This is a genomic window from Prosthecobacter fusiformis (assembly GCF_004364345.1).
In the GTDB taxonomy this organism is placed as follows: domain Bacteria; phylum Verrucomicrobiota; class Verrucomicrobiia; order Verrucomicrobiales; family Verrucomicrobiaceae; genus Prosthecobacter; species Prosthecobacter fusiformis.
In genome coordinates this window covers 195,988-222,875 of the sequence record NZ_SOCA01000002.1, presented here as the reverse complement: position 1 = coordinate 222,875, position 26,888 = coordinate 195,988, and the positions used below count along the sequence as shown (strand labels likewise).

Sequence of the window (26,888 nt, the reverse complement as noted above, 5' to 3'; positions counted from 1 at the left end):
CCGCCTCAGGGCGTGTTGGGGATGAATTCAATCGTGCCGGACTGAAGCTGGGGGGTTTTGGGGAGCCAGCCTTCCTCATCGAGCACGGGCAGGAGGAAGAAGCCGCGCGCGGGGCCGCGGGTGGTAAAGGCGCCTTCAAAGGGGATGTCCACGGCCTTGGGAGGCAGGTCGGGGCCAGGCAGGGCATAGAGGCGGAAGCTGCCTTTGAAGAGACCCGTGGTGGTGGAGATGCTCAGCTTCTGCATGATGTTGCCGGAGATCTTCAGCGGCAGGGTCACGCGGTAGGCGGTGCTGATGCCGGCATATTGCAGGACACCCTCCTCCGACAGGCCCGGGCCAGAGAGGTTGATCTTCAGGTTGTAGCCGATGTATTGGAGATCCCAGAAAAAATTATACCGGTCCGGTTTGGACCAGACGGAGCCGTCGGCATTGAGGCGGTGGAGGAGGATGCCGTCCGCGTAGCTGCGGCTTTGGTGCGGGGCCTTCATCCAGCTCAGGGAGCTCCTGCTGGGATTGATGCTGCCGGAGGCGGGGGTCAGATAGCCGTGCAGGGAGCCAGTCTCCTTATTGACGGGGGAGTGAAGGAAAACCTGCGGACGGGAGGCCGAGACGATGGGGCAAGTGCCGGTGACGGCGGTGCCATCGGCCAGTTTACCCTTCCAGGTGGCGGTGCCGGATTTAGCGACATTGACGACCAGATAGCCGGTCCCGCCGGGCACCTGGGGGCCGACGGGGGGTGTGGGATCGCTGTCCTCTGGCTGGGCAGGGCGGGGGCTGAGGAGGACGTTGTAGATGCCAGAGGCATGGACCATCTCGGTGGAGGTGCGGGTTACCTGGAGTTCCAGCATTCCAAAGGTGCTATGGCCCTCGGCATCCATGAGGGTGGCGACCAAGTCGGGGCCGCCGGAACCGCTGAGGATGAGCCGCAGCGGTGGCAGCTTGCGGTCGGGGATGATGGGGACTTCATACTCCACGGCAGCCCCCAGTTGAGTGACCTCGGTCGCCAGACTAGGGCGGGTGAAGCGATAAGTTTTGCCGCCGTGGACGAGCTGGCCGCTGAAGCCGCCTGCTGCGGCGACGGTCATGGTGACCCTGCCACCGAGGTTTTTGCCACCGGCCACTTCGGTGCTGCGCGCGATGAGGCCATGGTAGGTGCCGGGAAGGGCGACCGACATGACGACCATGGGCACGATCCCGGGCTGGCCGATCCCCGCGGCATTGCGGGCGATGACGCTGACTTTGTAAGGACGCGGAAACCCGGTTGCCGGATCCAGGGGCAGTGACTTGGTCGGGCGACCGGTGATCAGGCCGGAGGCGCTGGCGGTCAGGCCGGGAGGCAGGCCTTTGAAGGTAAAGCTATCCGCTGGCTGGCTGGTCGGCACCTGATATTGCATGGCCTGGCCGATGTAATAATACGTGTCCCCGCCCACGAGGATCTCCGGCGGCAGCAGTCGGGTGACCTCGGTACGGCCATGGCTGAGGGTGACGCTGCGATCCGGGGCGTGGAGGGTGACGAGGCACTCATAAGAACCGATATCGTCAGGGCTCAGGGTTTCGATGTGCAGGCGGGCGGTCTGGCTGCCCTGGATGCGGCCACCGGAGCGCAGGGGATGGTTCTTAAAAGTCCACTGATAGCTCAGAGTGCTGCCGGGGGGAGCCTGGGCGGTGCAGCTCAGTACAAACCCGGTGTCGAGGGTCACCCGGAGCAAGGGAATGGCCGCTGCGACCACGCCGAGACTGGCAGGCCGAGTGGTCACCTCTCCGGCCGGGGTGCTGACGTGGTAGGTGTAAACGCCCACATCCTCCGCCTGCACGGCGGGCAAGGTGAGGACAGGACCGGTTTCGGCCAAAGCGGTGCCGGGAGTGCGCTGCCAGCCCGCCGTGGTGATGCCCGCCGGGGCGAGGATGTCTGCCGCAAAGGTCACGGACTGCCCGGCCAGGACGAGGCGGGAGCTGGGCGCAGTTAGGTTCTCCGGGGCGGCATCTTGAGCCAATCCGCGACCGCGCAGGTGCAGGGTGCGGGTGAAAGAGGAGGCGCCGAGGGTGCTGCTGAACTGGACGGTCGTCTCCCGCAAGCCGGTCTGCTGCGGGGTGAAGGTGATCTGGACCTCCGCCACCGCGCCCGGGGCCAGTGAGGCGATGCTGGCAGGAGCGATCTCAAAGTCCGTCAGACTGGGGGCTGAAAAAGTGATGTCCGTGAGCGCCTGCAGGCCGGTATTGCGCAGATGCAGGGTGCGCACACGCGGCTGATGCAGGACCTGCGGAGGCAGCTCGATGAGGTCATCCTCACCAATCTCCAGAGACGGTTGCCCGGCACTCTGGCCGAGTATCAGTGCAGGCGGGCCGTCGATGGCCAGCTTGTGCAGTTCCTGGCCTGCGGCGGGGTCATTGGCGGCCAGGAAAACCAGGCTGCCTGCCCGAACCATGCCGCCCCAGTTGGGCGCACTGATGAAACCGGACTGGCGGGTGCTCTCCAGAGTGCCGCTGGTTTCCACCAGGAGCTGATCCGCCACCGTCTGACTGTAAGCTTTCGATAGCTGTCTCCGGAAGATCACATGCTCGCCCTCGATGAGCTCCGGGTAAAAGACATCGCCCGGATCCGCCGGATGCAGCACGGTGCGGTCGCTGCCGTCCGGGCGGATGCACTCCAGATTCAGCCGTCCGCCGGCATCTGTGCAGGTGTAGTAAAGGCGCTGCGCGGTGCTGGCCAGGAGAGGGTTCGTCACCAGCACAGGCAGGAGCTGCTGCCTGCTCCCGGCGGTGCCATCGCTGGACCAGAGGCTGCAGAGGCCGCCTCCCAGAGGGGCCTCCGTATAGACGATCCGGTCCCCGCATAACAGGATGCTCGCGGCACCGGCCTGACAGATCTCCACGGCGGCGGTTTCGTCATTGCTGCAGCGACACAGCTTGCCGTTGCTGAGGAAGAAGACGACGTGCTGGTCTGGCGAGACGGAGGCCCCCGGCATGGGCGGGCGGACGAGCAGAGACGAAATGTCAAAGTTAGTGGAAGTGAGGGTGGTGCGCGTGCCCGGGGTGCCGTCTGTCCGGTAGAGACTGCCGCCCTCGATCCAGTAGAGGAACTCACCCGCAGCTCTGAGCACAGCGGTGCTTGAGACCTGGAACTGGCTAAAGCCCTGGTCATTCAGAGACAGTGGCAAGGTCCCCTGCGGAGTGCCGTCGGTGGACCAGATGTCCCGGCCATGAGAGCCTGATCCGACGAAATAGAGGCGTCCTTGGAACAACGTGAACTGGCTGGGAGCCTCGTTGCTGTAGTGGGAGGCAATGTTGGTCGCCTGCCGGGTCCCGGCCACGGTGCCATCCGTCCGCCAGATCTGGAAGCCGGCCCCAGGAGCCTTGAAATACACCACACCGTCCATGACCGTGAACTCGGAGGGATCGGCTGAACTGAGCCAGGAGCTGACCTCCTTTAGCATGAAGGTGCCTGCCTCTGTGCCATCCGTGCGCCAGAGCTGCTTGTTTTGAGCTGAGATCGCAGCGGTGAAGTAAAGCAGGCCCGCATAGGTGCCATGGATGGTCAGCGGGGTGGAGTCAGTTTCGGGGATGATGTCCTTCAGCATGAAGGTCCCCGCCTCCGTGCCGTCGCTACGCCAGAGTTCACGTCCATGGGTGGCATCCTCCGCCGTGAAGATGGCCAGATCTCCCAGACGGGCCTTCAGGAAAGGGAAGGAGTTCGCGTCCGCAGCGGCAGGAAGCTGAGCCGCGACGGTGCCCTCAACCGTGCCATCGGTCTTCCAGAGTGTGATGCGGTCGTCCTGCGCGGCATCTGGACCCATGAACCACACCGTGTCATCGGTCGTCAGGATGGACCTGGCCAGATTGGCAGGGATCTCCGCCAGGACGCGGGTCCCGGCAGCCGTGCCATCGGTGATCTGAAGAACGATTTCCGCAGTGGCTGAGGCTGACGTGCGGTAACTGAACATCGCATGGATGGGCGATTGCCAGAGCCACGTAAAATAAGTCACTGAGCCTCTGAAGAGATTCTCCGTCGTCCCCGTGCTCGGATCATGACTGATCAGATCCACCGGAATATCGGTACGGTAGCTGTCGATCTCACCGTGCGGGATCAGCACCTTCCCATTTACCTGAACCGGACGCACGGCCCCCCGGGGACTGAAGGGCGAGATATCCGCCAAAAGAGGCTGAATGCCGCCGGGAGTGCCATCCTCACTGAGCCAGACCTGCATCGGCTGGTCATCCCCTTGGTTAGGCTGACTGACAAAGGACAAGCGGCCTTTCTGAACACTTAGCTCACTCGGATTGATGTAATTCCGCTCTGGGAAAAAGCTCGCCGCCGGGACCGTCCCGGCCATCGTGCCGTCCGTGGTCCAGAGATCATACTGCAGACCATTCGAGGCCGTGAAGTAGAGATGATCACCAGCGGCAACGTGCTGCCAACCGATGTTGGCGTCGCCTTTACCGGGATGGATGTCCTTCATCTCCGTGCCCCCCGGCGTCCCATCGGTGAGCCAAAACTCCTTGCCGTAGGCCTTGGTCCTGGCCGTGAAGCAGAGGCTGTTCCCCAGAGTGCCGAGCAGCGTGATGTCCGCATCCGCTCGCCCTGGAGCCAGGTTTTTCACGATGCCTGTACCGCCTGCGGTGCCATCGGTGCTCCACAATTCCAGACCGTCCTTCTTAGTCACCGCCGTGAAGAAAAGGCGGTTCGCTGTCGCCATTGCTTGAACGATCTGCGGCGCATCCGGCCCGCGATCCAGGACACCGAGGCTGCGGGTGCCCTCAGGCGTGCCGTCCGTGCACCAGATCTGCCAGCCCTTTTTGGCATCTCCTGCGGTGAAATACAGGCGGTCGCCGAGCATGTGAAACAGCGCCGACGAAGCCCAGGGAAAGACCCCGACCCGCCAGGTGCCAGCGGTGGTGCCATCTGTCCGCCAAAGCTCGGAGTCGGTCCCGCCCTGAGTCCAGAGGTAGCAGACCTCTCCGTCGATCAGACAATTGACCTGCCTGTAGGGGGAAGGCAGGACCACCAGTGGCCGGGTGCCGACGACGGTGCCGTCGGAAAACCACAGCGCCGTCTGGTTGCCATCATAGAGCGAATGAAACAGGACGCCGTCCCGAAAGGCCCGGATGTCGCTCGGCCAGACGCCCTTCCCGGCGGCGTTGATCGGGTCCGTCAGCCGCAGAGTGCCCGCCTCCGTGCCATCCGTCACCCATAGGTTCCTGCCGTTCAGGATATCCGCCGCCGAGAAAAACACCCTGCTGCCCTCGGCATTGGGCGTGAAGGAGTGGGGACTCGACGAGGTGGGGCCGGGGGAGATGTCTGCCAGCAGGTGCATGCCTGCCGGGGTGTCATCGGAGACCCACAGTTCCTGCCCATAACCCAGACTCGGCATCGTAACTAGGCAGCGGTCGTTTACCCAGGCGGTGACATAGGAGTCCGATTGCAGGGCGCGTCGCGATGCTGCACCTGTGTGGATATTTTTCACCAACTCCGGCTCAAGCGGCGTTGTTGAAGCGGTGGCGGCAGGGAGCTGTAGCAACGCCAGAAGCGAAACTGTCGCGATGAAGATCCTCAGGGCGCTGAGGATGGAGGTGTGATGAAAACCTGGATGGCAGGGGAACATGGCGACCACTGACCTGTAGCCGCTCACAGAACAATGTCACCCGACAATGGATGAAATCCGAGGAAATATCCGATCAGCACAAAGCATTATGCCGGGACTTTGGCCCCAGCTCTGGCTTAGGCGGTGACGAAAATACGGACGCCGTTCGGTTTTGTGGCTCGCTTTATCTGAAGACACAAAAAACGGCAACCCACGTGAAGCAGGTTGCCGTTAGGATAATGAAGCGTTGAGGGCGAATCAGTTTTTTTCTGGAATCACAGGGGCAGCCTCTGGATCTGCCTCGGGTTTAATTTCAGGGGCGGGGACCGCGGGAATCTGAACGGCCGGGGTGCTGACTGAAGCTGGTTTCGGGTTGAGCTCAGGTGGGGTTGAAGGTGCAGGCGGTGCTGGGGCAGGTGCGGGTGCCGAGGGTTCTGCGGCAGGCGCTGGTGAAGCGGCTGGGGCAGAATCGGGGACCGGTGTGGCTGTGGCGACGACCTTAACGATCTCACTGCGCTTTTTGAGCAGGTTGTTGATGGTGTATTCAGACACTTCAAATCCCCAGCCAGAGAAAGCTTTCTCTTTGGCGAGCTTTTCTTCAGCGGTCTTCTTTTTGGCGGCGAATTCTTCATCTGCTGCCTTTTTGTCCGCTTCTTTTTCATCCTTCACAGGAGGCCGCGTGGCTGGAATATCCGCACTCACATCCACCGTCAGGTAATAACGGTCAGAGCCATCTTTTGACTTTTTAACGATCTGAAGGTCGTAGGTGAACCCGTCGTAGGTCACGAGCTTGGCTTTGGAGGCGCCTTTGAAGATTTCGGCCATCTGTTCTTTAGGGAAGACGTCATTGAAGACCGGAGTGGAAAGCAGGCTGTTGATGGTCACTTTGGTGGCGTCCAGACCTTCTCCGGTCTTGGCGTCCACAAGTTCATAATCCGGAATGTTTTCCACTTTTCTACTCACCTTCCAGCTTTCTTCAGGCTGGGGATGGGTAACGGAGGCTTCCTTGATACTGCCGACATTGAAGAAGGCTTTATCCAGCCAGCCATCGGGATTGGGCTCCAGATCCATGAAGCTGTTGGAGATGACCCAGATGGTATCCCCATCCTCCGGGATACGCACAAAACGCTGGGTGCCACCATCAAACTGAGTGCTGCTGCGGCCACCCATGACCTCGATCTGCTTGCCGAGAACCAGAGAACGGATAACCTTGCCTTCGTCTCCGATGAGTTCCACGAGGGTGCCGGTGCCTTCTTTACCATCACCGGGAGGGTGGACCTGAATTTCAGCCCAGGCACCTTTGCGGACTTCCTGCTTGCTGGCGATGAACTGCTCATACAGCTCACTCAGGATGCTTTTGACACGGCTGACGCTGGCGGGATAACCGCTGCGCTCTACCACCTTGGCCCCTTTGCCATCATTGTTGATGGCGATGGTGGCCTCGGATTTGGCATCCACGATGCGGATTTTTTTAACGGCGGCAACGTTGAGGTCAGGCAGGAGGCGTTCACGTAATTTGACCCCCTGGCTGGCGGTGCCGTTGAGCATGGCATTCTGCTGGCCTTGATAGACGACGGCTGTCGCGATCAGTCCGCCAAGGATGATGAGAAGGATCAGTATCTTCTTCATGAGTGTGAATGGAGAATTGAAGAGGTAAGAAGGGATTAGACGGCAGCCGTGGAGACCCGGCGCCGGATGGCCAGGAAGATACCCACCGAGACGACCAGGAGCGGCACAACCAGGCAGTTGAGCGCGACGATCATGGATTCCGTGAAATTGATCTCCTTATTCTGGCTCTTTTTGATTTCACGGATCTGGCGATTGATGTCCACCTGGGTTTTTTTCAGCTCATCCAGTTCCTTGATCTGTCTCTGGTCAGCAACGATCTGCCCGTCTTTGAGACGGAGGGGTCCCATCTTTTGAGCGGTGTCATTGAGTTTGTTTTGAAGGGCCTGGAGCTTTGGACGGTAGTCCCTTTCCACTTTTTCACGCAGTTCATCCATCTTGGCGAACGGGCGCTTGGTGGAGGCGCGGCTGCGGACCTGGAGCAGATCGCCACCGCCGCTGAGTGCCTCAATGGAGTTCAGCAGGAGGGGAAGGTTGGAGTTGGCGGCCACCAGTTCACCGGTGGTGCGGTCCTGCTCCACGCAGAGGGCATCATACATCATGTCAGCATCTGCAAAGAGGATGACCACGCCTTCGTCATTGACGGATTCTTTGATGGTGCCGTCACTGATGTTAAACGCTTCCGCTTTTTCCTCCGTTTTAGGAGTTGCCGCGTCTGCCACAGGCTGTGCAGGCGCTTCAGGTTTAGGGGCGGTGGCATCGTCTTCAGGACCGCCTGTTTCCGGGCTGGCCGTAGGTGTCTTGGGTCTGCCCCCAGGGAAGGCGGTCTTGAATTTACCGCTCAATTGCAGGCCCATGATCTGGCTACGACCGCTGGGGGTGAAATTGGTAAGCCGATCCCGAATCAGTTTTTCGGCCTCGGTGGCATCAATCATTTCGCTGGCTTCCGAACTGCTGAAAAGTGTCGTGGCGGTGATTCCAGCCTGATTTTCCACCTTGAAAGAACCCGCCATGTACAAGCGCAGGGATTGCAGCTTGGCCGTGATGCTTTCCTTGTCGTTGAGGGCTTCACGGGGAAGCTGCAACTCCACTGGGTTCTGGCCTGCCTGGGCCATGCCACGGTAGTTTACATCGGCGACGACCTGGGATTTGTTGTATGTGATGCCCCAGGCCTTGAACAGGTTAGTGAGATCTGAAGTGGGATTGACGACACCACCGGGCTGGCCAGTCGCGGGGTTTTGCTGATTGCTATACACGCGCTGGGCTACGACACTGAAAGGATCCACCAGTGCGATGACTTTGCCACCTTTCATCAAGTATTGGTCGATGGCGTATTCGGCCGATTCAATGATGTCCGCCGGATGGATGAGCAGGAGGGTGCTGATATCGGAATCAATTTTCTCGGTGCCCATCGGGATGTCCCGCACTTCATAATCCATGCGCAGGCGCTGAATGACGATCCAGGGATCCTGCCCAGCCTGACGCTGGTAAGGAAACATGGGAGAACCCATGATGGGCATGGCACTCATGACGCCGATGACGGTCTTCTTCTCCTGAGAGACCTTTTGGATGGCGCGTGCAATGTTGTATTCCATGCTGGTTTCACTGTCTGGGCTGATGAATGGCAGCACTTCCTTTTGAGCGGCGCTCTGGATGGCCATGCCCAGGTAGATGTTGTCACCATTTTGGTTGACGGTCATGCCTTGGAGGTCGTCCTCGCGAGCGCGGTCTTCTTCCTCTGTGTTGGGATTCGGATTCAGCTTTTCCAGGATGATTTTGCCCTGGGAAGCTTTTTGGAATTCCACAAGGAGGTCCTGGACGGTGCCGGCCAATGTTTTGAGCACAGGCGGCATGACCCGGTCCTCTGTCGTGACATAATAACGGATGGTGACTGGCTTATCGGCGTTCAGGCGTTCCAGGATCCGCTTGGTTCCAGGGGTCAGTGTATAAAGACCGTCCTGGGTGAGGTCCATGCGGAAGTTGCCCAAGCCGAGGCCGCCAACGAGGAAGTTCACGGCGAATACGATGGCGATGACGAGCAGGGCCGTGATGCCTGCGCTGCCTTCTTTGCTATTTAAATTCATAAAAGGATTCTCAGGGTGTGTGGATGTCCGTGGGAAATCAGGCGCGTTTAGAACGCAGGCCCATGTGGGTGACAACGAGCGCCACGACGATCACCGAAAGGAAGTAAAGCACGTCGCGGAAGACGAAGATGCCCTTGGTCATTTCATAAAAATGATCCATGAAGCTGAGGTAGCTGATGAAACGCACGATGAATTCCAGGGAGGAAGGCAGGGTGCGGACCACCGTTTCCACAATGCCGGGATTCCCAATTAGGGTGAGGCCAGCGCATACGGTCACGGAGACGATGAAACAAACGACTTGGCTGCGGGTATACGCACTCACTGCGCTGGTGACGGCCAGGCAGCCGAGAGCATACAGGTAGCTGGCAGCATAACCGGTGATGATGGGACCGGAATCCGGAGTACCCAGCCAGTAAACGGTGACGACGACGGGAAACGTGAGCGCCAGCGCAATCAGCCAGACCAGGGCAGCGGCGACGAATTTGCCAACAATGGCCTGCCAGGGGGAGATGGGCATGGTCATGAGCAATTCAAAGGTGCCCAAACGATGCTCTTCCGACCAGAGGCGCATCCCGACGGCAGGAGCCAGGACCATGTAGATCCACGGATGCCAGATGAAGAATGGCTGTGCCAGGGAGGCATTGTCACTCATCAGCAACTGGCCAAAGATGAACGTAAAGCTCATCGAGACGAGAAGGAAGATCACGACGATGACATAGAGCACCGGTGAATTGAAGTAGGAGAGGAACTCCCGCTTAAAAATCGCGAGGGTGTTTTCCAGATCTCTGCTTTTCATGAGGTTGTTAGAAATGGGAGTAAAGAGGTTCTGAAGGGGTTATTTCACCGTGTCAGGACGGGTGATGGCGCGGAAGACTTCGTCCAGGGTGTTCACACCCGGCACGAGTTTCTTCAACTGGTCGGGGGTGCCGTCGGCAACGATCTTTCCCCGGTCGATGATGATGGCACGGGAGCAGGCCGCCTCGACTTCCTCCAGAATGTGAGTGGAGAAAATGATCGCCTTGGTTTCACCCATGCGCTTGATGAGGCCGCGCACTTCATGCTTCTGGTTAGGATCCAGGCCGTCGGTCGGCTCATCCAGAATGAGGACCTCGGGGTCGTGGATGATGCTCTGGGCGAAGCAGGTGCGGTGACGGTAACCCTTGGAAAGGGTATCCACGCTCTGGTTGCGCACGCTTTCCAGGAAGCAAAGTTCCAGTACACGATCAATCGCCTTGCTCTTAGCAGCGCCGGTCACCCCGCGCACTTCGGCGCAGAAGCCTAGGAAGCTGGCCACCGTCATATCGGAATAGAGAGGGGCATTTTCAGGAAGGTAGCCGATGGAACGTTTGGCCAGTTCTGGCTCTTCCAGCATATCGACGCCACCGATTTTGATGCTGCCGGACGTGGGGCGGAAATAGCCCGTGACCATGCGCATGGAGGTGGATTTGCCAGCACCGTTCGGGCCAAGGAAGCCGAGGACCTGACCCTTTTCGACAGAGAAGGAGACGTTGTCCACCGCCACCTTGCTGCCGAACACTTTTCGGAGGTTTTGCACTTGGATCATACTGTCACTATCATGGTTGTTTGGGGTTGTCTTGATAAGAGCGCTCTGTGACACAGAGGCACTCTGATGCGTTCAAAAAAGCGCGGGGGCGCTTTATGGTTGCCATCGCTCATTTTGCAAACGGATTTTCCATCCAGAACCTACAGATTTAATCCAGGGCTGCAGCTAATGGCGTGCGAAGACTGTGAATCTGCCAATTCATTCTCGACATAAATGGGCCGAACTGGCTAAAACCACAGACTTCCATGAAACGCGTTCCCCTTTCGTCCCGTCGTCAATTCCTGGCCAAGTCGGCAGGGGTCCTTGGCTTTCCTGCCATCATCCCAGCTTCCGTTCTGGGTGAAAACGCTCCTTCCACCAAAATCACCATGGCTGTGGTCGGCTGGGGCATGATGGGGCCGAGCAATACGAATAAATTTTTGGCGGAGGCGGATTGCCAGATTGTGGCTGCCTGTGACATCGACAAGCAGAACCTGGAAAAAGCCGTCGGCACCGTCAATGCCGCCTATAAAAACACAGATTGCAAAGCCTACCATGATTACCGTGAGGTCATGGCCAGGGATGACATTGACACAGTGATGCTGGCCATCCCGGACAACTGGCACGCGCTTACCTCCATCGAAGCCGCGAAAAACGGCAAAGACATCTATGGTGAAAAGCCCCTGGCGCGCACGATTTCTGAGCAGCAGGCCATCGTCAATGCCGTGAAGCGCTATGGCCGAATCTGGCAAACAGGCTCCTGGCAGCGGAGTGAGGATAACTTCCGCATCGGTGCCGAGATCGTCCGCAACGGATTGATCGGCAAGCTGACGCATGTGGAAGTGGGCCTGCCTTCCGGCCACAACGACTTTGCCAAAACCGGGGATAAGCGGGAAGTCTCCCCTCCCCCGCCAAGCCTGGACTATGAGATGTGGATCGGTCCGGCAGCCATGCAGGATTACATCGAGTGCCGCGTCCATAAGAACTGGCGCTGGGATTATAACATCGGCGGCGGCCAGCTCCTGGACTGGGTTGGCCACCATTGCGACATCGCCCACTGGGGCATGGATATGGACAGCAGCGGCCCTACCCTGATCAAACCCATCCAGGTGGATATGCCACCCCGCACGGACATTTGGAACACAGCCACCCGCTATCGCGCTGAGGCCACCTACCCGGGCGATATCCTGATGACCATCGCTGGCGGTCACGAGGATATTAAAATGGGCACCAAGTGGATCGGCACCGATGGCTGGGTGTATGTGAACCGCAACGGAGCCTATGACGCCTCCAAACCTGAGCTCAAAAAGATCATCAAAAAACGGGATGGAGATCAAATCATTGAAGCGGCGGCGGCCCCAAAACTAGGGGACGACGTCATCAAGACCCGCCTTTACGAGACGCCCGGTCATCACCGCAATTTCCTGGACTGCGTGAAGAGCCGCAAGCCCACTGTGACTCCGGTGGAGACCGCCCACCGCAGCGCGACGCCCGGTCATTTGGCCCTCATCGCCTTCCTGGTCAACCGACCCATCCGATGGGATCCCGTGAATGAAGTGATCATGGATGATCCGGAGGCCTCCAAATTGCTCACGCGGGAATATCGCAGCCCGTGGAAGCTGGAAGGCTGATCTTCTTTGCGGAGGCGCATCCTCACCCGGCTGGGGTTCCAAAGAGAAAATTTAACCGTGACGAGACGGGGCGCAGTCGTTATCTTTGGGTACACTCCCCCAACCGCCCCCCTTCCATACGCAGTGCTTACCAACCAGACGATTGATCCGAACCAGAACGGACAGCCGAAACCCTTTATTCTTTTCCGCCCTTTTCTGATGGTGTGGCACTGGCTGGTGCCTCCGACTCAAGCCCACAAGGATCGTCAGTCGAAGGGGGCGCTATGGGCAGCGCGGATCAGTGTCATCGCGTTTTGCCTTCTTCTGATGGGCCTGGCCATCTATTTCGCCAAGCCCATGCAGGATACTTATCAGGACTGGAAGGCAGACAAGCTGGTCGCTGAATCCCGTCAGATGGCTGAGGACGGTCAGATCGTCAATGCGGTGTTCAAAGCCCAGGAAGCCGTCAGCCTGGCCCCCGACAATGTGAATGCCATCCGGCTAAACACAGAGTTTTTGACCGCGATGCGCCGCCCAGAAGCTCTTTACTTTCTGGACCGCCTGGAAGCCAGTGGTGCCACGGAACTGAAGGACAAACAGACGCGTGTCAAAGCACTGATCAACCTGAACCGGGGCAAAGAAGCGGCGACGCTCCTGGAGCAAGTGCTGGCTGAATCCCCGACGGACCTGGCATCCATGAAACTGGCGGAAGAGGTATGGGACAGCAGCCAGAAAAACAGCATGCTTGTCAAAACGCTGAAAGCCTATGCCGAAAAGCACCCGGACGATGCTGCCCATGGACTGCGACTGGCCAAGATCCAGACGGATTCTGGGGACAGTACCGAAAGCTCTGATGGAATGCGCCGGGCCTGGGCAGTGGCCGAAAGGGAGGATGCGCTGGGCCTTCAAGCCCTGGAGTTTTTGGACAGTTTTGAAAACCTGCCTCCCGACGAGGCGGGGCAGTTGATCAAAAAATTACGCTCACATCCAAAGGCCACTGGCTGGCATCAGGTGGCGGCATTGAAACGCCAACTGCGCCTGAACCCTGCACAACGAGTCGCGCTCATCCAAGAAGCCATTGAACTGGCACGCGGCAAATCGCGCGAGGACTTGGTGCCCATGGTACGCTGGCTGGTGGAGGAGCAGCAATTCCTGCAAGTGCTGGCCCTGGTGAGTGAAGATGAGGCGAAGGGTTATCAGCCTATTTTGGAAAACTACCTCACGGCTCTGACGATGCTGAAACGGTTTGCCGACCTGGAAAGACTGGTCAAAGACCCCAAAGTGGCAGGAATACTGAATCAAAGTGTCAGTGCCTTTTACCGGGCGCATCTGGCCTTCGTTATGAACAAGCCGCCGGAAGAAGTGCGGGCGGCCCTGATTGCGGCCAAGAATGCAGCGGACATCGAACGACGCGGGGAGCTTTGCATGAAAATCGCCGAATACGCCGAGGCCCGGGGACATCCGGACATCGCAGAAGATGCTTATAAAAGTGCTGCCCTAAATCCACGTACAGACCGCCTGGGGTATAAGGGGCTGCTGCGTGCCTCCGAGGCCAATGGCAATACCGAGGGTCTACTTGAAGCCGCCACGGAAGCGGCAAGGCGCTGGCCCGACGACCCTCAATACGTCGAGCGTTTTTTATACGTTAACCTCCTGACGGGTCGACAGATGGAACTGACGCTGACCGAATGCCTGAAGCTATTGGAGCAGCGCCCTCAAGACCAAGTGCGTCGCCTAATGGCTGCTCTGGGCCACTGGCGCCTGATGGATTTCAAAGCCGCTACACCATTCCTACAAGACATGGACGTCAGCCAGCTTTCATCCGGCCAAAAAGCCATCTATGCGGCCATTGCCCGTGACAGCGGGGCTAACAATGCGGAACAAGCGGCACGGGATGTGGTGAATACCATCGAAGCCCAAGCGCGGATGCTGCCGGAGGAGCGGGTCTGCATGGTGAAGGCGACGAGGTAGGGATACCCGGATGCTGATTCAGGCATTTCCTTTTCAATTAATCTGCGGGAAGACCCGAATACGCATTTCTTGCGCAACCTTGGCCGAATACCAGCGTTTTAGCCGCTTACCTCATGGCACTGCTTTCCCTTTCTGATGTCCTTTTCCAAACCGCCAGCCACGCGGGCTGCCGGGATCAGTCGCGGCTGCGCCATGCGCTGGAGGAAGCAACAGACAAACGCCTGCCGCTCATTGATGCGGTCCTGGACGCCAATGTGGTGGATGAGGAGAGCTTCTTTTCCAATCTGGCGGGGCAACTGAGCCTGCCATATGCGAATGAAGAATCCCAGGAGCAAGAAGGGCTGCACAATCGCTTTCCCGCGAAACTGGCGCTGCGCCATCGCATCTTTCCGACGCAAGTGAGTGCCGTAGAAGTGACGGTGCTGACCTATAACCCCTTTGACCTCAGCGCACGCCAGGCGGTGGGACAGGAACTGCAAAAACGCGTGCATTGGCAGATCGCCAGCCGTCATCGCATCTTGGAAGCGCTGCATCAGGGATACGGCGTGGGGGCGGAAAACTTTGAGGAGCTGCTGGAAGGCCGCGATGGCAGCGACCAGGACGATGACATGAAACAGGAGGTCAACGTCCTGGATGAGGCGGACGAGGAAGCCACCGTGATGAACTTTGTGAACCAGGTCTTCCGCGAGGCGCTGAAAGAACGGGCAACGGACATCCATGTGGAGCCGCTGGAACGTGACCTGCGCATCCGCTACCGAGTGGATGGCAAGCTGATCGAGGTGCCCGTGCCGCCGAACATGCGGGTGCTGCAAAATTCGCTCATTTCCCGACTGAAAATCATGGCGCATCTGGATATCGCAGAGCGCCGCATGCCGCAGGATGGCCGTATCAACCTGGAACTGGATGGCGAGCCGATCGACGTCCGTGTAGCGACCATTCCCAGCGTCAATGGAGAATCCGTGGCGCTACGTTTGCTGACCCGTAAAAAGTTCGACATGGGAGCCATTGGCCTGGACCCGGATACGGAGGCGAAATTCCGCAAACTGCTGGCCGCGCCGAATGGCATCATCCTCATCACCGGGCCGACCGGATCTGGCAAAAGCACCACGCTTTATACCCTGCTGAAGGAGCTGAATACGAAGGACCGCCGCATCGTCACCATCGAAGACCCGGTGGAAAACAAGCTGGATGGGATCATCCAGATCGCCGTGAAACCGGAGATTGACCTTACCTTTGCCGCCGGTCTGCGCAGCATTCTGCGTGGTGACCCGAACGTGATCATGGTGGGGGAAATGCGCGACCAGGAGACGGTGGAAATCGCCATTCGTGGTGCCCTTACCGGGCACTTGGTATTCTCCACCCTGCATACCAATGATGCGGTGGGCGGGATCTCCCGTCTTTTGGACATGGGGATCGAGCCGTTCATGGTTTCCTCCTCCGTACGTGCCTTCCAGGCCCAGCGGCTGGTGCGCACCCTGTGCCCGCATTGCAAAGCCCCGGCGCATTATGAGGACAGCCACCTGCGCGCGTGCGGATTCCCCCTGGAATGGAAGGACAAGCTGTTTACTTCCGTCGGCTGCCGCTCCTGCCGCAATACCGGATTCACCGGACGCCTGGCCATCATGGAAATCTGCCTGATGACAGAGACACTCCAGGAGAAGATCAACCAACGCGCGACCAGCATGGAACTGAAAGCCCAGGCGCTAAAGGATGGCATGATCCCCATGCGCCAGTATGGCTTCCGCAAAGCCTTCCAAGGCATCACCACCCTGGAAGAAGTGATGACCGTGACGGCAGCCAGCGAGTAGGATTGCAAAACCGCAGCTAAACCTTATCCTCAGACCATGATCTTTTCTGCAAATCCCCCTATTGATCTGCCCATTGAGAAGCTGACGGCAGCTCAGAAATGGGAGCTTTTTCAATTTCTATGGCAAGATGTGGTTGAGGATCATGAAAACGATATTGCACCTCCATCATGGCATGAACCCATTCTTCGCCAACGCCTTGAAAAAATCGAAAGTGGCAAAGCTGTATGGCAGGATCTGGATCAGGCTTTTGATGACTTGCGAAACGAACTGAAATGAAAGTCGTCCTCGAAGAAGATGCCAAGCAAGACCTGCGGGAAAGTTTTCACTTTTATGAGGAAAATGAAACCGGTGCAGGATGGTATTTTCTCGAAAAGATTCAGGAGGAGATTCGTTCCCTAGGTCAGATCGGAGGTATTCATCGCAAACGCCATGGCTTTCATTTCTATGCATCCCGGCGTTTTCCACACGGCGTGTTTTATCAAGTTGAACATGATACCGTTAAAATAGCGGCCATTCTAGACAGCCGTCGCCATCCCAGCCTGCTTCAAGACATTCTCCGCACTCGCTAACTTCCTCATGCCTTCCTTCTCCTATACTGCTTTAAACGCCACCGGCCAGACCGTTACGGGTAGCCTTGCTGTGGGGTCCAAGGCGGAGGCCTTTCGCAAGCTTGAAGCGCAGGCACTGACGCCGGTGAAGGTGGCGGAGGAAGCGAAATCCGCAAAGTCGGCGGCGGAGACGGCGGCCAAAACTTTGGATAATCAGCCAGTACGACTGAAACGAGCGCAGATCATTCTTTTCACCGAAGAGCTGGCAGACATGCTCGATGGCGGGTTGCAGATCGACCAAGCGCTGAGGGTCATTGCGGAGCGCCAAGAAGACGTGGGCCTGCGCCGTGTCTCGGCCATTTTGCGGGACCAGTTGCGTGAGGGTTCCTCAGTGTCCAAGGCGTTGAAGAAAGCCTCGCCCAGTTTTGACGAGTTGTATTGCAACCTCGTCGCGGCCGGTGAAGTGAGCGGCTCGCTTCCCGAAATCCTGCGACGGCTAGCGCAGAACCTTGTGGTCATGGCGGAGCTTCAGGCCAAGGTGACTTCGGCCATGATCTATCCGGCCTTCCTTATCGGTGCATGCATTGTCCTGATGATTGTATTCATGACGGTGATGGTTCCGCAGATCACGGACCTGCTGGCCAAGAGCGGTCAAAAGCTGCCGTTTGCCACGCAGATGCTCATCAGCTTTAACAACTTTTTGGCTCAGTGGTGGTGGTTGATGCTGACGGTGATCATCACTGTTTCGCTTTCGTTTAAAGCGTATGTGGCTACTCCGAAGGGGCTGATGTGGTGGCATGAGACGCGTTTGAAGCTGCCACTTTTTGGACCGGTGATCGCCACCCGGTTTTATGCCCAGTTCGCCCACTCCATGGGCAGCTTGGTGGGGAATGGAGTTCCGCTGCTTAACAGCATCCGTCTGGTATCGAAAATCTCCGCGAATGTGTATATTCAGTCCCTGCTGGCCAAGGTAACAGGCTTGGTGGCCGAAGGCGGTGCGCTTTCAAATTCCCTCAAAAAGGTATCCCACTTTCCCATGACACTCATTGACATGATCGCCGTGGGTGAGCAGACCGGGATGCTGGGCCGTTCCCTGGAGAAGGCCGCTGCGCGTTACGACAAAGAGCTGGATAAGCGTATCAAGCGTATGACTGCGCTCATCTCCCCCATCATCATTGTCTTCATGGCCGTCATTGTCGGGGTGGTGGCATACTCCATCATTTCGGCCGTTTTCCAATCTGTAAACGGCATCAAGAGCCGGGTGTGAGGTCCTACACTCAACGGTTTCATCTTTTTAAAGTCTCATATCTCATTCAGTTTCATCCAATACCATGAACATCCCACGCCAACTCCAACGCCTCCCGCGCCACGCCTTCACCCTGATCGAGATCGTTATCGTGCTGACGATCATTTCTATCCTGGCCGCCGGTTCCATCTACATGCTGAAAGGTAACGTGGATGTGGCCAAGGAAACCCGGGTGGACGGAGATCTGCAAAACATCATGACCCAGATCCAGCTTTATGAAGCCCGCAATATGCGCCCGCCGACCACGGACCAGGGGCTGAAAGCGCTCGTGGAAAAACCCACCACTGAGCCGCTTCCAGAAAAATGGACGGCACTCATGGAAGAAGTGCCCAAAGATCCATGGGGACAGGAATACAAGTATCGCTATCCAGCCCAGAAATCCAAAAAGGCTTATGACGTCTGGTCCGTTGGCAAAGACGGAGTGGACGGCAATGAAGACGATGTGGGTAACTGGAAGGCTGGCGCGACGAAGTGAGTTAAGCCGATCCCCGTGCCCGACAAATTGGATGAAACCGATGATGATGTACGGGGTTGGAAGTAATGGCCCCAGAACCATCCAGAATGAAGAATGGCAAATCCAGGATCAAGAACTGCACAAAGCCGGATCATTCCGGGGCTTTGCCGTGCCTTGTTCGCCATTCCTCATTCAACCGTGGTTTCACCCTGGTTGAAATCGTCATCTCGTTGACGATCATCATCGTCATTGCGGCAGGTGCGGTGCCGATGTTCAAGGGGTTGCGGGAGGAGCAACAGGCGCGGGAGCCGATCATTGAACTGGCTCGGCTGGCCAAGGAGGCGCGTATCCGGGCCATGAGGGAGAAGCGACCTTATCAGGTGGCTTTTTACCCGGGCGGGTTTGTGGCCTCGCGCTATTTCAGCCCGTATTTGCAACTGGCGGAACTGACGACTTTTCTCCAGCAAGGCGAAAGCGGGGTGTATCGGCTCAATCCGAATGCAGACGATAATGATGCCGACCTGGATGCCGGGGCTGGCGAAACCAGCAAGACTGACCTGCCCCTGGCACCTGCGGGACCCAAACTGGACGATAACTGGGAGGAGCACTATAGTCTGGCACCAGATGTGCAATACCGGCTCAAATTTTGGCAGGATCTAGAAGAGACCTTCGTTGAGGGGGAGATGGTGAAACTGTGGGTCTTTCAACCAAGCGGTATTTGCCAGCCGCTGAAGCTGCATCTGGAGCAACCAAGTGCCGTCTTTGATGTGGAGTTCGGCGCACTGACGGCTGACATCATCAGGGAGGCCATTGATCTGCGATGAAACGGAGTTTTAGCGTGCGCCGATCTGACGCTCAAGTGCGAGTTCCAGGGGGCTATATCCTGCTTGAACTGGTGATTGCTCTATCGATGTTTGCCATCGGTGTCCTGGGGCTGGCACGGGCACTGAATACCTCCATGGAGGTGGCCAATATCCTGAACAAGGACCAACGGGTGCGCATCGGCATGAGATCCTTTTTGGAGGAAGTGAGGCGGAAGCCGCTCAATGAGATGTCCACTACTTACACGGACGTCGCCATAGGCGTGACGTATACAAGCGCTGTGGAACGGGTGGCCCTGACCACAACACGGGGAGAGATTTTGGAAGATTTATACAACCTCAAAATCGTGGCCACCTTTGTGGCTGGCAACGACCAACAGGAGGAAAGTGTGGACGTGTATGTTTATAAACCTGCCACCAAATAAAAACTGTCCTGGAAGCCTCCTGCCGGGATTCAGCCTGATGGAAGTGGTCATCGCCCTGACCATCCTCGGGATGATCACCGGGACACTTTTTTCCATTATCCAAGGAAGCGTGCGTGCGGCGAGCCAGGTGGAGCAGCTCCAGCGGGAGAATGATTCCATCAACCGTTTCCTGGACATCTGCCGCAAGGCTTTTACCACCCTTCCCAGTACGGCAACCCTGACGCTGACAGCACTGGATCCGAACAATCCCACCTCCTCGGGACAGGAACTGACGATCAGTGGATCCACTCACTGTTTCAGCTTTGGGATCAACCCCATTTCTTATGAGGATACCATCCTGGGACTGCGGCCTGACCCGAACGGTGCCACGGATGCCAACGGCCTCCTGCTCCAATACCTGAGCCTTTCCCGCGACGACCTGATCCCCCAGAGTGACAGCGGCATGGCTCTGCGCCAGGAGACATCCGGTTTGAGTGCACCGGATGAGCAGGGCCGCTACTGGATGCCGCTGCTGCCGGATGTGGTGCAGCTCAAATGGCGCTTTTACAAGGAGGATGACGATACTTGGCTGGAGGAATGGGACGACAGCGAGTGGCCGGCGCTCATTGAGGTGCAGCTTGTGATGAAGGACCGAACCACTCCCATCCGCATGGTGTACAGCGTGCCGACGATCACCATCATCGCAGCCAGCACGCGCAGCAGCAGCACTAGCACTTCATCTGCAAATCAAAGCACTCAAAGCAATCAAAACAACCGGGGCGGCGGCAATCAGGCTGGCGGACGCGGTGAACAAGATGGCGGAGGGGAGGAGAAGAAATGAAGACGCTTTTGTTTTATGATTCACCTGTGAATGCCGATGGCGTCCATAGCGCGACAAGATTGCCCCATCGTTCAGGCTCAGCACTGATGCTGATGGTGTGGGCGCTGTTGCTTATGTCTGTCACTGTGATGGGGGTGGTGGAATACATCCGCTACAGTGCGGAAGAGGCAGTGCTGGCCTCAGCCGAATTTCGTGCGTTGCATCTGGCGGAAAGCGGGCTGGCGGTGGGACTTCATCCCAATGCCCGGCGCGGGGACAAGGTGCTGAAGCAGAAGATCGGTCCCGACAGCGGCTTCGATGTGGTCATCAATTATGAAGGGGCCCGCATCCCCATCAATTTCATCACGGATGAACGTCTGAGGGAGGCGGTTTATGAGCTCTTTGTCAGGTGGGGACTGAACAGTGATGAAGCCAGCATCGCCAGTGAATCCCTGGCTGACTGGGTGGATAACAATGATGAAGTGCGCAGCAATGGTGCTGAGACTGCCTTTTACGAAAGCCAGGGCGTCTTTGAGCTGCCGCGCCAGAAAGGTTTCATCAACGTGGATGAAATGCTTCTGGTGCGTGGCATGGGCATGGTGGATCGCCTGAAGCCGGACTGGCGTGAATTTTTCAGCGTGTATGGGGATGGAACTATTGATCTGCGCACGGCATTTAAAGAAACGCTCATTGCCGTATCTGGAGCTTCGGAGACAGATGTGGACAGTTACATCAGCCGCCGGGACGGGCCGGATGGCATCGCGGGAACGGAGGATGACCAGCGCATCTCGGATGGTGAAGCATTTCGCATGCTCGGCATCACGGGCGACCAGGCACGCAGCATGGGCAGCATCCTGACCAGTGACGATGATTTACGCCGGATCACCAGCACCGGTTATGTAGGGGAAAAGCGGGCGCAGATCATCATCATCGCGCGGCGTGGTGATGACCGTTCTTTGACCTACCTCGCTCGGTTGGAGGAATAACAAGGTTGGGCGTGGCGGGATGATTCCATCTGTCCCACCGCTGATTTTACGGTATCAACGGAAGATCACTTTCCCCCGCAACTTCCCCTCAAAGCCGACGTTGAAAGAATACCGCATGTCGTTTGCAGCCACCACACTCCTTTTGCCCTCCCCTGATGCCACCTGGCGTGTTTGGAAACCAAGGAGTGCAACCGGTGGCGAGTCTGTGGAAACGCCCGCCTCAGTCTCCAGCCAGGGAAAGCCGCTGATCGTTGGCCTGCCGGCTTCCGCATGCCGCACGGTGGGCTTGGTGCTGCCGAATGCTGACCATGAAATTTTGGAGCAGATCATCATCACCCAGATGGACCGCAAGGGCCTGAAACTGGAGGGCGGAGATCAGCGTAATTTTCGCTGGCATCTGCTCACTCAAAACGCCTCCGTGGCGACGGTCAGTGTAGATATCCTGGCCGAGCCCTTTCCACAGGATCTGGCACTACCGCAGGCCTCGGACTATACGTCTGCCCTGCGTCTGCTGACGCTGCCGAACGGCCATGTGTTGATCACTGAGGAGCATGGTTCTCTGGTGCTGGCTGCCAATTATCAGGGGAAGCTTTATCACAGCCATCTTTTCGCGCCGGCCACTGCCTCCATGGATGAGATTGCGCAGGAAATCCTGATTTCCCGTTTAGCCCTGGAACAGGATCTGGGGGTCGGTGGCATTTCTGGCATCGCTCTGGCAGGTACTTCATGGAACGATGAAACGGCGGAAACGCTCACCAGCCTGACCGGTCTGACTGTGAGGCTAGTACCCCACCTGCCGCCAAATGCAGAATTGGATACCCGCACGTGGCCGCGCCTGTTGCCAACGTCCGTCCGCCTGGCGCAGAACAGTACCGCACGGCGCAGTAAATTGATGCGTTTTGGCATCCTGGGCGTTTTGCTTTTCATCGCCCTGGCGTTTGTTTCCTACGCCTATCTGCGCATGCAGGAAGCCACGGCAGCAGAGCTGGTCGCCGCCGTGGAAGCCACGGCAGAACCTGCCATGCAGGTGAAAAAGACGGTGGACCGATGGAAAGCGCTCGCACCTGCCATCGAGCCAAGACGTTACCCTATGGTCCTGCTGGCCGAGGTCACTAAACTCATGCCGCCGAGTGGGATCGTCATTCGTGAGTTCGAGGTCAAAGACACCGAGATCGATATCCGCGGTGAGGCACGGGACGCGCAGGTCGCCGTTCAGTTTGTGGAAGACCTGCAAAAACACAAAGTTCTGGGCCAATATGTATGGAGCAAGCCCCAACCTACCGTGCGTGAAAAGACTGCCCAGTTCCGCGCCCAGGGAAAGCTCCAGTAATCTGAGCCCGCCCACCCTTAACCTTTCCTACCCATGGCTCAAAAACTAACCCCCCGTGAAAAGAACCTCCTGCTCGGCTGTGTAGGTGTGCTCGTTTTCATGGGGTTCGCCATCCTGGCCAATGAATTCATGCAGCGGCGCAGTACGGCATTGCAAAAAATCTCTGCCTTGCAGGTGCAGAAAAGTGAAAATGATACCTGGATGGCCGACCGTGCCTTTTGGGAAAAACGCCGGGCTTGGTTGATCGAGAAAATGCCAGTGACCGAAAGCCTGGGACGTGCCCAGGGGCAGTTACTGGAAGATCTGCAAAACCAGGCGCTGGAATACGGCATTATCTCTGAGCAACCCACGCTGCCACCACTGGCAGCTCCCAATGAAAACTACCGTGAAGTCACTGTCTCCATGCGGCTGAGAGGGGACCAGATCACGGTTTTGCGCTGGCTTTCTACCATGCAGTCACCGGAGAAATTTCAGGCTATCCGGCTGTTGGATTTGGAGATGGATACCCGCTCCCGCGAAAAGACGCCGCAAGTGGTGTGCAACCTGACCGTTGCACGGTGGTTCAAACCTGAGACAGGCCTTTAACCCCCTTAGCCCATGAAAACTTTCCTTCTCCTGCCTCTTGGCCTTTTGATGCATGCTATGGTGGCTATTTCCGCCGAGCCGGATCCAGACCTGCCTCAGCCGTTCGATCCCAATACGCTCTCCCCTGTCGTCACCAGCTCACCCTTCACGCGGATGGTGAACATGTCGGATAACCTCGTGCTCACGGGGCTAGCCTACTTTGATGGTAAACCCGTGGCCACGGTCTTTAACTTGGAGACGAAAGAATCTCACATCGTCAGCACGGAGCCAAATTTTCAGGGCTGGACTCTTCAGGAGGCCTCACCTGCGCCGGACATCACCCGCAGCCAGGCCCGCATCACCATTGGTGGGGAAACTGTCAGCGTCCGATATGCCGCACTGACAGCTAAAGACATGAAGCCAGACGGCAAGCCTGAAAAGGACCGTGGTGAGCGCGGAGGCCCGCCTGGAGGCGACCGCTACAAAGGCGGGCCACGAGGCCCGTCTGAGGAGGATCGCAAGCGCTATGAATCCCTTTCTGAAAAGGGCCGTGAAAAATTGCGCGAAACCATGCGCTCTAAATTTAGCGACGAAAAATTCCGCAACGCTCCTCCAGAAGAGCGGAGCAATATCATCCGCAAAGAATTCGAACGAATCGAAAAAGAGGACAAAGGCGGCAAGTAACAGCCTCCCAACCAGCCTCCCCCATCCCTTTTCCCAGCCATCCCTTCATGTTTTTTTCCCGGCTCCGCCCTCTCCACATCCTATCACTGAGCACACTCCTGTTCATTCCCTGCTCCATGCGTGCGCAGGATGAGGCGGCTCTACCACCACCTGAAGCCCCCAATAATGCGAGCGCTGAGCCAGCGCCCAGCCCTGATGCCCCTGCCCCGCCGGCAGACGGGGCACGCCCACCAGGTGGCCCAGAAGGGCGCGGCCCAGGTGGATTTGGAGGACGTCGCCGTGGTGGCGAAGGTGGACCCGGATTTGGCGGCCCGGGTTTTGGCGGCACCATGGGTGGTCCCCCTGGAGGCATGGGACCTGGTGGCGAAAACATCCAGAGCACGCTGGCCCAGACCATCCGTATGGAGGGGGACAAGATTGTCCTCCAATTTCCAAATAACCCCGTGGCGGACATGCTCAGCATCTATGAACTGCTGACTAACATCACGCTGATCAAAGACACGAACATCTTCACCGATGGTGCTGCGGTCAGCCTGGCCACGCCCAGAGCCGTCACCAAAGATGAAGCGGTGAAGCTCATCGAGGCCACCTTGTTAACCAATGGTTATGCCATCGTCATGGAGCCGGATGGCAAAAGCGCCCGTATCCTGCCCGCGCGCAACCAGAGCGCCAATGCGGTCCAGTTTTCCCACGGTGTGCGCTTTTATACCTCAGCCCTGGACCTGCCAGATGGGGAGACCATCGTCACCTACTTTATGAAGCTGGACTTCATTGATCCAGAAGAGGCGGCCGCCATGTTCTCCGGTCATGTCGGCCTCAGTGTCTATGGTCGCATCACGCCGGTGCTCACGCCTCCAGGTCTGCTTCTCACGGAGAGCAGCACCGTGATTAAGCAGCTCATCAGCATCCGCGAAGCGATTGATGTGGGGGATACAGGCTCCTCCCTCGTCACTAAATTCATCCCGATTGAATACGCCGAAGCAGCGACCATAGCCCAGATCATCCAGGCCACACTCAATGCCCAGGCCCAGGAGAAGGAGACCAAGGGTGTCAATACCATCCGCGGAAACGTCACCAGCGATGGTCGGGGTAATCGGGAAGAGCGCAAAGAGGAACCCGCACGCCAGCAATCAGCTAACAATCAAAACAATCAGAACGGACAGGTCAGTATGCTGGCACCCGTGCCTTCCGCTCAAGTGGTGGCGGATACCCGGCTCAATCAGATCCTGGTGGTCTCCTCCCCGGCTGATTATGCGTACATCGCCAGCTTGATTTCAGAATTCGACAAGCCCCTCCAGGTGGATGAGCCTTATGAGAGGAAGCTGAAATATGCAGCCGCAGTGGACGTCCTCAGTGCCATCACGGACCTGCTCCAGGACACAAACAGCGGAGGCACCGTCCAGCTCCCTGGTGGTGGCACCATTCAGCAACAGCGCACCCAGCCCCTGGCCTCCAGCAGCAGCCAGCTGCTGACCGGGCGCACCACCACAGGCACCCGTGGTGGCCAGGTGCTGACCACCAGCGGCAGCACCTCCACCGATGAGACCGCCTCAGCCACTAGCGCAGGATCCTCCCGCGCTGACCTGATCCAGGGGCCGAGCGAGGACAATGCACCCATCTCAGTTTTAGTCGGCAAAACGCGTGTAGTTGCAGATCCGATGGCGAATTCCATCCTGGTGATGGGCCGCAAAGAAGCCATCGACAAGGTGAATGGTCTGCTGGACAAGCTCGACCGCAAACCGGCTCAGGTTTACCTTTCCACCGTCATCGGCCAGCTCACGCTGGGTGATGGTTTTGAATTTGGTGTGGATTATCTGAGCGCTCTGACCAACAGAAACGGCACAAATTTCAGCGCGGGCAGCATCTTCACCCGTCAGGACATCTTGGGGACCGCAACCACAGCCGGAGCCATCGGCGACCTGCGAAACAACGTCATCACCAATGCCTTTGGCCCTGCGGCCGGGCTCAATCTCTATGGAGCTATTGGGGACAGCCTGGATATCTTTGTCACCGCCCTGGAGAGCACGAACCGCTTCAAGGTTCTCTCACGCCCCAGCATCTTTGCACTGAACAATAAAAAGGCCACCATCACCTCCGGGCAGCTCATTCCTGTCCCCTCTGAATCCACGACCAACACCAACGGTAACAATAATGGAAACAACGTCACCACAACTGTGGTGTATCGCGATGTGGTGCTGAAACTGGAAGTGGTACCGCTCATCAACGTGGATGGTGAGGTCACACTGACCATCGCCCAGGTCAATGACACCGTCATCGGCACGCAGTTGGTGGAGCCCAACCTTATCCCCATCATCGGCACGGAGCAGATCGTCACTTCAGTGACCGTACCCGACCGCAATACCATCGTGCTGGGGGGCCTCATCTCTGAAAAGAGTGATAAAGCTACCAACGGCGTCCCATTCCTGAGCCGTATCCCTGGCGTCGGCAATCTCTTCAAGGACACGAAGGATAGCAACACGCGCAGCGAATTGATCATCTTCATCCAGCCTCAGGTCGTGCATGACAATGCCCAGTTACGCAGCACCTCTTTGGGTGAGGACTACCGCACGCAGGTGGGTGCCGATGCCGCTGAACGCTTCCCTGAAAGTGTGGACGTAGAAACTGCACGCCTCAGCCATGACAAGGAAGTCCTGGAACTGGAAGCCCAAAGCAAAGGCGGATTTTTCTCACGCATGTTCCGCCGTAGCAATACGCCAAAGGCCATCACCAATCCGCCTCCTGGCGTGAGGAGGTAGGCGTTTCCCGAGCCATTGATTGACTTGCACCGTCCAACAACGGCGCAAGCAGAC

Annotated in this window: 20 protein-coding genes; 15 read left to right on the top strand and 5 right to left on the bottom strand. The window is 57.8% G+C overall.

Annotated elements, in window-relative coordinates; translation table 11 throughout:
• Nucleotides 1–5: 5 nt before the first annotated feature.
• The 5 genes from EI77_RS06870 to EI77_RS06850 form a co-directional block, all read right to left on the bottom strand.
• Entirely contained in the window at nucleotides 6–5,600 is a 5,595-nt protein-coding gene (locus tag EI77_RS06870; protein ID WP_133794052.1) for a hypothetical protein, read from the bottom strand.
• 237 nt (nucleotides 5,601–5,837) lie between these two features.
• Nucleotides 5,838–7,208, bottom strand: coding sequence for a DUF4340 domain-containing protein (locus EI77_RS06865; RefSeq protein WP_133794051.1), 1,371 nt, complete (start codon nucleotides 7,206–7,208; stop codon nucleotides 5,838–5,840).
• 35 nt (nucleotides 7,209–7,243) lie between these two features.
• Nucleotides 7,244–9,229: a GldG family protein gene (locus tag EI77_RS06860; protein WP_133794050.1), complete on the bottom strand. Its 1,986-nt coding sequence runs from the start codon at nucleotides 9,227–9,229 to the stop codon at nucleotides 7,244–7,246.
• A gap of 37 nt (nucleotides 9,230–9,266) precedes the next feature.
• Nucleotides 9,267–10,025 (bottom strand): ABC transporter permease subunit, encoded by a 759-nt coding sequence (locus EI77_RS06855; RefSeq protein ID WP_133794049.1) that lies wholly within the window; start codon nucleotides 10,023–10,025, stop codon nucleotides 9,267–9,269.
• 39 nt (nucleotides 10,026–10,064) lie between these two features.
• The gene (locus tag EI77_RS06850) at nucleotides 10,065–10,793 is read right to left on the bottom strand and encodes an ABC transporter ATP-binding protein (RefSeq protein WP_133794048.1); all 729 of its coding nucleotides are present in this window, start codon (nucleotides 10,791–10,793) and stop codon (nucleotides 10,065–10,067) included.
• A gap of 245 nt (nucleotides 10,794–11,038) precedes the next feature.
• Here EI77_RS06850 and EI77_RS06845 point away from each other — a divergent pair, with 245 nt between their 5' ends.
• From EI77_RS06845 to EI77_RS06775, 15 genes are all read left to right on the top strand, one after another.
• Entirely contained in the window at nucleotides 11,039–12,403 is a 1,365-nt protein-coding gene (locus EI77_RS06845; RefSeq protein ID WP_133794047.1) for a Gfo/Idh/MocA family protein, read from the top strand.
• Between the two features lie 123 nt (nucleotides 12,404–12,526).
• Nucleotides 12,527–14,353 (top strand): tetratricopeptide repeat protein, encoded by a 1,827-nt coding sequence (locus tag EI77_RS06840; protein WP_133794046.1) that lies wholly within the window; start codon nucleotides 12,527–12,529, stop codon nucleotides 14,351–14,353.
• A 113-nt stretch (nucleotides 14,354–14,466) separates the two neighbouring features.
• Nucleotides 14,467–16,161 carry a GspE/PulE family protein gene (locus EI77_RS06835; RefSeq protein ID WP_133794045.1) on the top strand — a complete coding sequence of 565 codons (1,695 nt, stop codon included), beginning with the start codon at nucleotides 14,467–14,469 and terminating at the stop codon, nucleotides 16,159–16,161.
• A gap of 36 nt (nucleotides 16,162–16,197) precedes the next feature.
• Entirely contained in the window at nucleotides 16,198–16,437 is a 240-nt protein-coding gene (locus EI77_RS06830) for an addiction module protein (protein ID WP_133794044.1), read from the top strand.
• Nucleotides 16,434–16,730 (top strand): type II toxin-antitoxin system RelE/ParE family toxin, encoded by a 297-nt coding sequence (locus EI77_RS06825; RefSeq protein ID WP_133794043.1) that lies wholly within the window; start codon nucleotides 16,434–16,436, stop codon nucleotides 16,728–16,730. The genes EI77_RS06830 and EI77_RS06825 overlap by 4 nt, the downstream gene beginning before the upstream one ends.
• Nucleotides 16,731–16,737: 7 nt before the next feature.
• Nucleotides 16,738–17,976, top strand: a complete 1,239-nt coding sequence (locus EI77_RS06820) for a type II secretion system F family protein (RefSeq protein WP_133794042.1) — start codon at nucleotides 16,738–16,740, stop codon at nucleotides 17,974–17,976.
• 64 nt (nucleotides 17,977–18,040) lie between these two features.
• On the top strand, nucleotides 18,041–18,490 hold the full coding sequence (gene gspG, locus EI77_RS06815) for a type II secretion system major pseudopilin GspG (RefSeq protein WP_133794041.1): 450 nt from the start codon (nucleotides 18,041–18,043) through the stop codon (nucleotides 18,488–18,490).
• A 143-nt stretch (nucleotides 18,491–18,633) separates the two neighbouring features.
• Nucleotides 18,634–19,293, top strand: a complete 660-nt coding sequence (locus tag EI77_RS06810) for a pilus assembly FimT family protein (protein ID WP_166647090.1) — start codon at nucleotides 18,634–18,636, stop codon at nucleotides 19,291–19,293.
• A 14-nt stretch (nucleotides 19,294–19,307) separates the two neighbouring features.
• The gene (locus tag EI77_RS06805) at nucleotides 19,308–19,715 is read left to right on the top strand and encodes a type IV pilus modification PilV family protein (RefSeq protein ID WP_133794039.1); all 408 of its coding nucleotides are present in this window, start codon (nucleotides 19,308–19,310) and stop codon (nucleotides 19,713–19,715) included.
• Nucleotides 19,690–20,535: a prepilin-type N-terminal cleavage/methylation domain-containing protein gene (locus EI77_RS06800; RefSeq protein ID WP_133794038.1), complete on the top strand. Its 846-nt coding sequence runs from the start codon at nucleotides 19,690–19,692 to the stop codon at nucleotides 20,533–20,535. Before EI77_RS06805 ends, EI77_RS06800 begins: the two co-directional genes overlap by 26 nt.
• Nucleotides 20,532–21,500, top strand: a complete 969-nt coding sequence (locus tag EI77_RS06795; protein WP_133794037.1) for a type II secretion system minor pseudopilin — start codon at nucleotides 20,532–20,534, stop codon at nucleotides 21,498–21,500. Before EI77_RS06800 ends, EI77_RS06795 begins: the two co-directional genes overlap by 4 nt.
• A gap of 19 nt (nucleotides 21,501–21,519) precedes the next feature.
• Entirely contained in the window at nucleotides 21,520–22,830 is a 1,311-nt protein-coding gene (locus tag EI77_RS06790) for a PilN domain-containing protein (protein WP_133794036.1), read from the top strand.
• A gap of 33 nt (nucleotides 22,831–22,863) precedes the next feature.
• Entirely contained in the window at nucleotides 22,864–23,415 is a 552-nt protein-coding gene (locus tag EI77_RS06785; RefSeq protein WP_133794035.1) for a hypothetical protein, read from the top strand.
• 12 nt (nucleotides 23,416–23,427) lie between these two features.
• Entirely contained in the window at nucleotides 23,428–24,078 is a 651-nt protein-coding gene (locus tag EI77_RS06780; protein ID WP_133794034.1) for a hypothetical protein, read from the top strand.
• A gap of 47 nt (nucleotides 24,079–24,125) precedes the next feature.
• The gene (locus tag EI77_RS06775; RefSeq protein WP_133794033.1) at nucleotides 24,126–26,834 is read left to right on the top strand and encodes a secretin N-terminal domain-containing protein; all 2,709 of its coding nucleotides are present in this window, start codon (nucleotides 24,126–24,128) and stop codon (nucleotides 26,832–26,834) included.
• Nucleotides 26,835–26,888 lie beyond the last annotated feature (54 nt).

Coding starts and splice junctions, on each gene's coding strand:
- EI77_RS06870 (WP_133794052.1), bottom strand. CDS start 5,600: ATGTTCCCCTGCCATCCAGGTTTTCATCACACCTCCATCCTCAGCGCC.
- EI77_RS06865 (WP_133794051.1), bottom strand. CDS start 7,208: ATGAAGAAGATACTGATCCTTCTCATCATCCTTGGCGGACTGATCGCG.
- EI77_RS06860 (WP_133794050.1), bottom strand. CDS start 9,229: ATGAATTTAAATAGCAAAGAAGGCAGCGCAGGCATCACGGCCCTGCTC.
- EI77_RS06855 (WP_133794049.1), bottom strand. CDS start 10,025: ATGAAAAGCAGAGATCTGGAAAACACCCTCGCGATTTTTAAGCGGGAG.
- EI77_RS06850 (WP_133794048.1), bottom strand. CDS start 10,793: ATGATCCAAGTGCAAAACCTCCGAAAAGTGTTCGGCAGCAAGGTGGCG.
- EI77_RS06845 (WP_133794047.1), top strand. CDS start 11,039: ATGAAACGCGTTCCCCTTTCGTCCCGTCGTCAATTCCTGGCCAAGTCG.
- EI77_RS06835 (WP_133794045.1), top strand. CDS start 14,467: ATGGCACTGCTTTCCCTTTCTGATGTCCTTTTCCAAACCGCCAGCCAC.
- EI77_RS06830 (WP_133794044.1), top strand. CDS start 16,198: ATGATCTTTTCTGCAAATCCCCCTATTGATCTGCCCATTGAGAAGCTG.
- EI77_RS06825 (WP_133794043.1), top strand. CDS start 16,434: ATGAAAGTCGTCCTCGAAGAAGATGCCAAGCAAGACCTGCGGGAAAGT.
- EI77_RS06820 (WP_133794042.1), top strand. CDS start 16,738: ATGCCTTCCTTCTCCTATACTGCTTTAAACGCCACCGGCCAGACCGTT.
- gspG (WP_133794041.1), top strand. CDS start 18,041: ATGAACATCCCACGCCAACTCCAACGCCTCCCGCGCCACGCCTTCACC.
- EI77_RS06800 (WP_133794038.1), top strand. CDS start 19,690: ATGTTTATAAACCTGCCACCAAATAAAAACTGTCCTGGAAGCCTCCTG.
- EI77_RS06795 (WP_133794037.1), top strand. CDS start 20,532: ATGAAGACGCTTTTGTTTTATGATTCACCTGTGAATGCCGATGGCGTC.
- EI77_RS06790 (WP_133794036.1), top strand. CDS start 21,520: ATGATTCCATCTGTCCCACCGCTGATTTTACGGTATCAACGGAAGATC.
- EI77_RS06785 (WP_133794035.1), top strand. CDS start 22,864: ATGGCTCAAAAACTAACCCCCCGTGAAAAGAACCTCCTGCTCGGCTGT.
- EI77_RS06780 (WP_133794034.1), top strand. CDS start 23,428: ATGAAAACTTTCCTTCTCCTGCCTCTTGGCCTTTTGATGCATGCTATG.
- EI77_RS06775 (WP_133794033.1), top strand. CDS start 24,126: ATGTTTTTTTCCCGGCTCCGCCCTCTCCACATCCTATCACTGAGCACA.